Source organism: Neobacillus niacini (genome assembly GCF_036961885.1).
Classification (GTDB): domain Bacteria; phylum Bacillota; class Bacilli; order Bacillales; family Cytobacillaceae; genus Neobacillus; species Neobacillus niacini_H.
This window is the reverse complement of record NZ_JBALNQ010000022.1, coordinates 53961-61500: the sequence shown is the minus strand read 5'-3', so window position 1 is coordinate 61500 and position 7540 is coordinate 53961. Positions and strand designations below refer to the sequence as shown.

Sequence of the window (7540 nt, the reverse complement as noted above, 5' to 3'; positions counted from 1 at the left end):
TTTAGTTTTCAAAGAACAAGATTTCAATATCGCTCAAAAGCGACTTTATAAATATATCATCACTACATCATAAATGTCAATCTCTTTTTTAAGAAAATTGTTTTACGTCAGCAGCGACGTTTATTAATATACCAAGATATCTTTAATGTGTCAACATAATTTTAAAAAATAAGTTCCTGACCTTTTTTACTGAATTTGCCTACCCTTTTTTCCTGCTTTTATTATCTTTCCTCATATATTTTAAACACTCATTCGGTGAAGCTACTCTTCTAAATAGGGTAAATAAAATCTTGTATCGTTCCTCCATTGCCCGTTTTACGATATGGTCGATACGTTCATCTTTCAAGTCAAATAAGATTTCATCCATTTCTCTTTTAATAAGGTATTCCATCTCTTTTACCTCTTTATCATTAATGATAAGCCCAAACATTGAATCACCCTTTATGAATGTATAGTTATAGTAGTCTTTTCCCAATTAGCAATATTTATAATTTATTTTTTCTTTAATCATATTAATTTTAAAAAAAGCATAGGTATGAGACAAGGAAGCAATGGACGAGGTGGTCAAAATGAATTTCTTTTTTGTGCTAAATGGGAAATCTGTAAAACAAATTCTATTAGTTGTTATTGCTGCATTCTTTACTGCTCTGTATCTCTTTTGGGGAAACCTATCCTTATCACCAGTCTTTTCAACAAAGGATGGACCAAAAGCCGTATATCGCGGTGAAAAGGACATTGCACTTACCTTTAATATTGGCTGGGGTGATGAAAAGGCTGAACCGATTTTGGATGTGTTGAAAAAAGAAAATGTAAAGGCTGCAACCTTCTTTTTAGCCGGTTCTTGGGCTGAGCGGCATCCGGATATTGTCAATAGGATCGTTAAGGAAGGCTTTGAAGTTGGGATCTTAGGATATGCCTATGAAGATTACACTGAACTAGAAGATGTTAAAATCGGGAAAGATATCTCAAAAGCAAAGGAAGCCTTTAGAAAGTTAAATATTAAAGACATCAAACTTTTGCGTGCCCCTACAGGTCATTTTGATGGACGGTCCTTAAAAATAGCAGAACGTTACGGCTATACTGTCGTTCATTGGAGCATAGATTCAAAGGATTGGACCAACCCTGGAGCAAGTGAAATTATAAAAAATGTAAAAAGTGCTGATAAAGGAGATATCGTACTTCTCCATGCTTCTGATTCCGCTAAACAAACAGCAGCAGCAATGCCAGGAATCCTTCAGGAACTACGGGGTAAAGGCTTAAAATTAGTAACTGTTTCAGAATTAATTGCAAATGGTTCAGTAGATAATAAAGAAATAAAGTAAATTACAAAAAGACCGTCCACTATTTAAATGGACGGTTTTTTACTTGTTTTTTTAGAAACATTCGTTTTTTTATTTGAAGATCGTTTACTTTCAATTCTCTGTCTTTCCTGTTGTGATTTGAGATTTAATTTATGCAGAATCAATAATTGATATGCATTACAAGCAAATAGAGCGAACAACATGAGATAAACCCAGTCTTGTTCATTTACACGTAATACCGGGAACCACTCTATAACGGTTACAACAATCATGAAAAAGAGTGCCGGAATAAATGCCTCTCGATTTGTTTGTTTTGCTTTGTACCACGCAGTGACAACCGCAGGAATTAACAGCAAAGCCGTTAGTCCGATATACGGTAAGAGACTGTCCCCAGAATTCGCAAAGGTTTCATAACGCAAATACACTAGGTCAAATAAGACAAATACGATTAAAACTACTTGGACACCATTCCAAAGGGATACTGATTTAAATATACCTAGTCCAAAACGGTGGACAGTAAGGTAGGCGAAATAGCCCATTTGACTAATTACACTATAAAGAACACCCCATAAAACAAACCAAAAAAGGGCGGATACTATATTGAGGATTCGAAAGTCAGTAAAATAATGCACATATTCATTCCAATTGATAATAAAACCTACAATTGCTGTTGTAATTGCGCCAATTAACAGCGTAGTCATAAACAGCCTAACCCAAATACGACTCGTCACACCAGTATCCTCCAATAATAAAAATAAAACTCCAACCTGATTGTACCAATCCAAATTTAAAAAATCCATCTTTTCAAATTCCTCACGCATAATCTAACGCTCTTTTCTTCATCCTAAAAATTAAGGATTCCTATGTGAAAGGAGCTTTTTAAATGAAAGAAAAAAAACTATTTCTCCTCTTGCTTATCACCGTATTTTTAGCTAGCTGCGCTTCTCCAGAGGCAAGCGGCGGAGAGCAAATAGATTATGATGCCACAAAGAAAATGGTTGTTGATATCCTGAAAACGGATGATGGAAAGAAAGCCATTGAAGAAGTAATGTCAAATGATAAGATGAAGGAATCCCTGGTAATGGATCAAAAGGTTGTTTCAGATACGATTCAACAAACCCTTACTTCAGAAAATGCAACAGAGTTCTGGAAAAAAACCTTTAGCGATAAGAAATTCGCACAGGGTGTTGCCAAAAGTATGAGAGCTGAGAATGAAAAAATTTTAAAGGACCTGATGAATGACCCCGAGTATAGAGGGATGATGATTGAGGTTTTTAAAGAGCCAGAAATTCAAAAGGAAATGGCAGATGCTCTAAAAAGTAAAGAATACAGAGAACATCTTCAAACAGTTATTTCTGAAACAATTGAAAGTCCATTATACCAAATGAAAATACAAGAATTACTCTTAAAGGCAGCTGAAGAAACAAAGGCAAAAGAAAGCAAAAGCAAAGAAAAAAGCGGAGGCGGGGGTTCTTAAGCGCTAAAGATATGATAAGGCCTCTTCCAAAGCGGTGGAAGAGGCCTTATCTATTTTAATTACTTTTTCAAACGGCTTGTCAATTTTTCAGCGATGTCTAAATATATTTTTCCTAATTGGTGGTCTTCCTGATAAATGGATGGAGCAAAGTCTTCATCATTCCAATCAGGCTGATTAAGAGGCAGGCGACCTAGGACTTCTGAATTCAAGTCTTCAGCTAATTTATCACCGCCGCCTTTACCGAATACATATTCTTTTTCACCTGTTAACTTACTTTCGAAATAGGCCATATTTTCAATAATTCCAATGATTTCATGGTCCGTACGAAGTGCCATTGCACCTGCCCGTGCTGCAACAAATGCTGCTGTTGGATGTGGAGTGGTTACGATTACTTCTTTACAAGCAGGAAGCATCGTATGAACATCTAAGGCAACATCCCCAGTTCCAGGAGGTAAATCTAACAGTAAGTAGTCAATTTCGCCCCATTCTACTTCATTAAAGAAGCTATTCAGCATTTTCCCTAACATCGGACCGCGCCAAATGATTGGAGAATTATCTTCAACAAAGAAACCCATTGAAATGACTTTCACACCAAAACGCTCTACTGGAAGAATTTTTTCTGCTCTTACGACAGGTCTTTCCGTAATCCCCATCATATCCGGAACACTAAACCCATAAATATCGGCATCGATTAGTCCAACTTTTTTACCTAGACGCGCTAGCGCAACAGCAAGGTTAACAGACACTGTTGATTTACCCACTCCACCTTTACCACTAGCAATCGCGATAAAGGTCGTTTTATCAGAAGAAAGTAATCCTTTGTCTTCTGTTTCACCTGCGGCTTGACGATGTTCTGCTAATACTGCTTCTGGAAGCTCACTAAATCGAATACCTACTGTTGCTGCACCTGCTTCTTTTAGCAAATTGACAACTTGTGTTTGCAGCTGTAGTTGTTCAGCTGTGCCTGTTTTGGCAATTTGCAGCTTCACGCTGACATGGTTTTTCTCTTCTTTAATCTTAATTTCTTCGATAGCATTTAATTCTGCTAAAGTTTTATGTAAAAATGGTTCTTTTAAGCTGCCTAGTACTTCACGGACCTTTACTTCTGTTAACATGTAAACAAACACCTCACCTAATGAATTCGTTTCCAATTTTAAGTATACCATATTCAAGCTCCTAAAAAGTTAAATGAATCACATGTTGATGAAATTCAAAAAAATAGAAGGTGTATTTTCACCTCCCTTAATCTTCCACCTTTATTTCTTTTTCATTCGTAAAGTAACGAGTTATCCCTTGATAGATAGAGACCGCTATTTTCTCCTGATAGGCGTCTTTTTTTAATTGTTCTCTTTCGTTAGGATTTGAAAGGAAGCCTACCTCAACCAACACTCCTGGCTTTTTAGCATTTTTTAAAATATAAACTGAATTGATTGGCTTTGCTTTTCGGGTTGTATTTTCTAGATTAACGATCAACTCATCTTGAATGAATTTTGCCGCCTTTGCATTTTCTTTGAAATGAGGCGCATAAAAGGTTTGGGCTCCACTCCATCTTGAAGATGGAATAGAATTTAAATGAATGCTGACAAAAAGGTCATTATCAGTGTGATTGATTATCTTAAGCCGCTTCTTTAAGTCCTCCACTTTCCTTCTACTATATCCCCTAGTATCTTTATCCGCTAAATCTGTATCTGTCTCTCTGGTCATGAGAACTAAGGCTCCCTGCTCCTGCAAATAATTTCTGACTTTTAAGGAAATATCCAAGGCAATGTCTTTCTCTAATGTTTTGGAAGTACCTGCTCCTCCATCCGGTCCACCATGGCCTGGGTCAAGTAGGATGATTTTCCCTGATAACGGAAGACTCCATGAATCGCCCCATGTATTTTCTTTAACAAAATCATATTGTAAGATCAGAAATAGCAGTAGTAAACCCACAGAAAACCCAATGACCTTTAACTTTTTTTTTGACACCCCAAATCATCCCTTCCCGCTCGTCCCTATTCACTAAACTATATGGGACAAGGAAGGTGTTTAGAACAAAAATAAAGCACCAAGGGGTAAGCGTTTTAGGCTTAATCCTTGGTGCTTTATTTGAAAAATTACTAATGTAACCGCAGCTTACGGCGTCTTTGAGCTTTTTCGTAACCATCTTTCCACCAAACATCGATATAGCCCTCACAGGAGTAATACAATGTTTCACTCATTACTCCTTCTTCACCATTTCCCCAATAAAGCAGAAAGTTGTAAAGGGTATCAGTCAGGTGTTTTTCTTCTTTATAACAACGTTTTCGCACATCATCTATAGTTTCGCCATAATATCCAAATTTGCTGAATTTAGCTCCCAATAAATAGGCTTCTAACGCTACATCATAGCAAGCCTCTTCTATTCCTGTATTCATAACAAAACTCTGTGAAATTCTTGAGGAGCCAAAGTATTGCTGCACTCGTTCTTTTAACGTTTTAACCGATAAGTCCTTTAGTACGGACCGCTCGTATTTTAATTGTTTATCGCGACGCTTTTCTTTAAAGGTAGTTATTACAGTCACTCCATTTTCACCTCTTAGGACTATTCTTCATCCCTCGGTACTAAGAAATGCAAAATGCAGAACGTTTTCAATTGCCAATTTTTATCGTATTATGTTTTCCTTATTCCATAGGATTGAAAACGTACTTCCTTTACTACTGCTCTCCTTTAAGATTAAATCGCCTTGTAATGCTTTTGCGAGCATTTTACTGAAAGGCAGCCCTAAACCAAGTCCTCTTACCTTTAATTTCTTTTTTTCACCTCTAAAAAATCGTTCAAACACATAGGGCTGTTCGGCTTCTGGTATTCCTGGACCAGTATCCTTAATATCAATTGAATTCTCGGAGAGGATTACGGTTATTAACCCCTCTCCATTAAGTGATTGTGAAGCGTTGTTTAGAAGGTTAATCATTATTTGCTGTAACCGTAACGGATCAATGGTGCGATATAGCATCTCTTCAGGAACAACTACTTGATATCGTAATGAATGGGGCTGTGTTAAAGACCATTCACGTACAATCTCCTGAACAATTTCATTCATATTGCAATAATCAGGTCTTATTGAAAAAGCCCCTGCTGCTAAAGAATTAAAATCCAATAAATCCGCAATCATGGTTTGAAGGCGATTGACTTCCTTTAGCGTTATGCCGAGAAATTCCTCCCGTTCCTCACCCGTAACCACTCCGTCACGAACAGCCTGGACAAGACCACTTATCGAAGTTAAAGGTGTTTTTAAATCATGCGTCACCCCTGCTAATAACTCAGCCCGAAGTTTTTCAAGCTGCATTAACCGATTTGTCATTTCAGTAAATGAACTGACGAGTTCAACTATTTCCAGTTCGTTTGATTCTGTATTTAAGTTAAGATCATAATTGCCATCTTTAATCTGTGCTGCTGCATGGGCAACTTCTTGGATAGGCTTTAAAACTTTCTTTGAGAGAAGGTAAATCACTATCCACCCTAATAAGCCTAATCCAACCAATAAAATAACTAATAGTCTGTATTCTTGTTTTACTTCTGAAAGTTCATCAGCGCTTTGCATTAAGACAACCCAGCCAATTTGATTATCACTTTCCATTATTGGCGATTTGACGGCATACACCACACCCAAACTCTCTACATCCAACTTTTGAATGGTGTCATTATTTTCGAATACTTCGCTTGGAACATCGAGTTTGTTTTGATTTTTTTGCCCCATCCGTCCAGGACCCATATGCCTTGATCTTGAAAAAATCTCTTCGCCCTTCAAATCGGTAATAAAAAGTTCTGGCTCCTTATCTATTTGAAGGACTCTAGACCGTTCTTCGAGCATGCGATTGAAAAATGGGGCTACTTCCATCATTCCATTCGACTGAATTACCCGATTAGCCGTCTCAACAGCTAAATATTCCATTAGGTTCAAACGGTTTTCTAAGGTTGTTTTCTGTATCCACCATAAGGAACCGGCACCTAAGATGATTAAGCCGACAATTAGTGTAAAAAGATACCTAGTTGTCCAATATTTTAATAAGGTTGTTCTTTTTTTATTTTTCATAAACACAGAATTGATACCCCAATCCTCGATGGGTACGGATTTCGCCTTGTGTGACCGGCCATTCACCAAGCGCATGCCGTATCCTTTTAATTGCTAAATCAACAGCCCGATCGCTACCTTCATAATCCATTCCCCATACACTTTCAATTAAATCATCTCTTGTAAAAGTTCGATTGGGCCTCTCTGTTAAGAAAATAAGCAAACTAAGATCCTTTGGTGTTAAAATGACTTCTTCCCCATTAATTGTCACCACACGTGAATCAAGATTTATTTTGAGGCAGCCAAACTGCTTACTATTTTCCGTATCAAGAACATTTGCTGAACGTCGAAGTACAGCATGAACACGAGCTATCACTTCCTCACCAACAAATGGCTTAGTGATATAATCATCTGCTCCTTGATTTAAGCCTTTTAGGCGATAGTCGATATCCCCTAGTGCTGTAAGCATAATGACCGGGCAGGCACTGATTTTTCGAATCTCCTCTAAAATGCCCCAGCCATCCTTCCCCGGCAGCATAACATCGAGTAAAACAAGGTTTGGAGTATGATCATTGAATAATCGCAATGCTTCTTCACCATCATAGGCTTGTACCACTATATAACCTGCATGTTGTAAATAAACAGCCAATACTCTGGAAATTGTTTGTTCATCTTCCACAACCAAAATGGTTTTCACTTGTATCTCCCCAATCCGATCTATTTAACTA

At 37.4% G+C, this 7540-nt stretch carries 9 protein-coding genes; 2 read left to right on the top strand and 7 right to left on the bottom strand.

Annotation, left to right across the window (positions count from 1 at the left end; genetic code table 11):
• Positions 1 to 199: 199 nt before the first annotated feature.
• Positions 200 to 430 carry a hypothetical protein gene (locus V7124_RS10660; RefSeq protein ID WP_335416032.1) on the bottom strand — a complete coding sequence of 77 codons (231 nt, stop codon included), beginning with the start codon at positions 428 to 430 and terminating at the stop codon, positions 200 to 202.
• A 139-nt stretch (positions 431 to 569) separates the two neighbouring features.
• Between V7124_RS10660 and pdaB the strand changes: the two genes are divergently transcribed.
• Entirely contained in the window at positions 570 to 1322 is a 753-nt protein-coding gene (pdaB, locus tag V7124_RS10655) for a polysaccharide deacetylase family sporulation protein PdaB (RefSeq protein WP_335416031.1), read from the top strand.
• A 23-nt stretch (positions 1323 to 1345) separates the two neighbouring features.
• Here the strand turns inward: pdaB and V7124_RS10650 are convergent, their stop codons facing one another.
• Positions 1346 to 2032 carry a KinB-signaling pathway activation protein gene (locus V7124_RS10650; RefSeq protein WP_335488808.1) on the bottom strand — a complete coding sequence of 229 codons (687 nt, stop codon included), beginning with the start codon at positions 2030 to 2032 and terminating at the stop codon, positions 1346 to 1348.
• A 152-nt stretch (positions 2033 to 2184) separates the two neighbouring features.
• On the opposite strand from V7124_RS10650, the gene gerD reads away from it, so the two are divergent.
• Positions 2185 to 2778, top strand: coding sequence for a spore germination lipoprotein GerD (gene gerD, locus V7124_RS10645; protein WP_335488802.1), 594 nt, complete (start codon positions 2185 to 2187; stop codon positions 2776 to 2778).
• 59 nt (positions 2779 to 2837) lie between these two features.
• On the opposite strand, the gene V7124_RS10640 is transcribed toward gerD, so the two are convergent.
• The 5 genes from V7124_RS10640 to V7124_RS10620 all read right to left on the bottom strand — a co-directional run bounded on the left by V7124_RS10640 (position 2838) and on the right by V7124_RS10620 (position 7509).
• Complete coding sequence (locus V7124_RS10640) at positions 2838 to 3893, bottom strand: Mrp/NBP35 family ATP-binding protein (protein WP_335488805.1); 1056 nt, start codon at positions 3891 to 3893, stop codon at positions 2838 to 2840.
• A 127-nt stretch (positions 3894 to 4020) separates the two neighbouring features.
• A complete protein-coding gene (cwlD, locus tag V7124_RS10635) occupies positions 4021 to 4746 on the bottom strand; it encodes an N-acetylmuramoyl-L-alanine amidase CwlD (protein WP_335488799.1) in 726 nt (241 codons plus the stop codon).
• Positions 4747 to 4877: 131 nt separating this feature from the next.
• Positions 4878 to 5321, bottom strand: a complete 444-nt coding sequence (locus V7124_RS10630) for a YbaK family protein (RefSeq protein WP_335488796.1) — start codon at positions 5319 to 5321, stop codon at positions 4878 to 4880.
• A gap of 81 nt (positions 5322 to 5402) precedes the next feature.
• Positions 5403 to 6833, bottom strand: a complete 1431-nt coding sequence (locus V7124_RS10625; protein ID WP_335488793.1) for a sensor histidine kinase — start codon at positions 6831 to 6833, stop codon at positions 5403 to 5405.
• Positions 6823 to 7509, bottom strand: a complete 687-nt coding sequence (locus V7124_RS10620) for a response regulator transcription factor (protein ID WP_335488790.1) — start codon at positions 7507 to 7509, stop codon at positions 6823 to 6825. Before V7124_RS10620 ends, V7124_RS10625 begins: the two co-directional genes overlap by 11 nt.
• Positions 7510 to 7540: the final 31 nt, after the last annotated feature.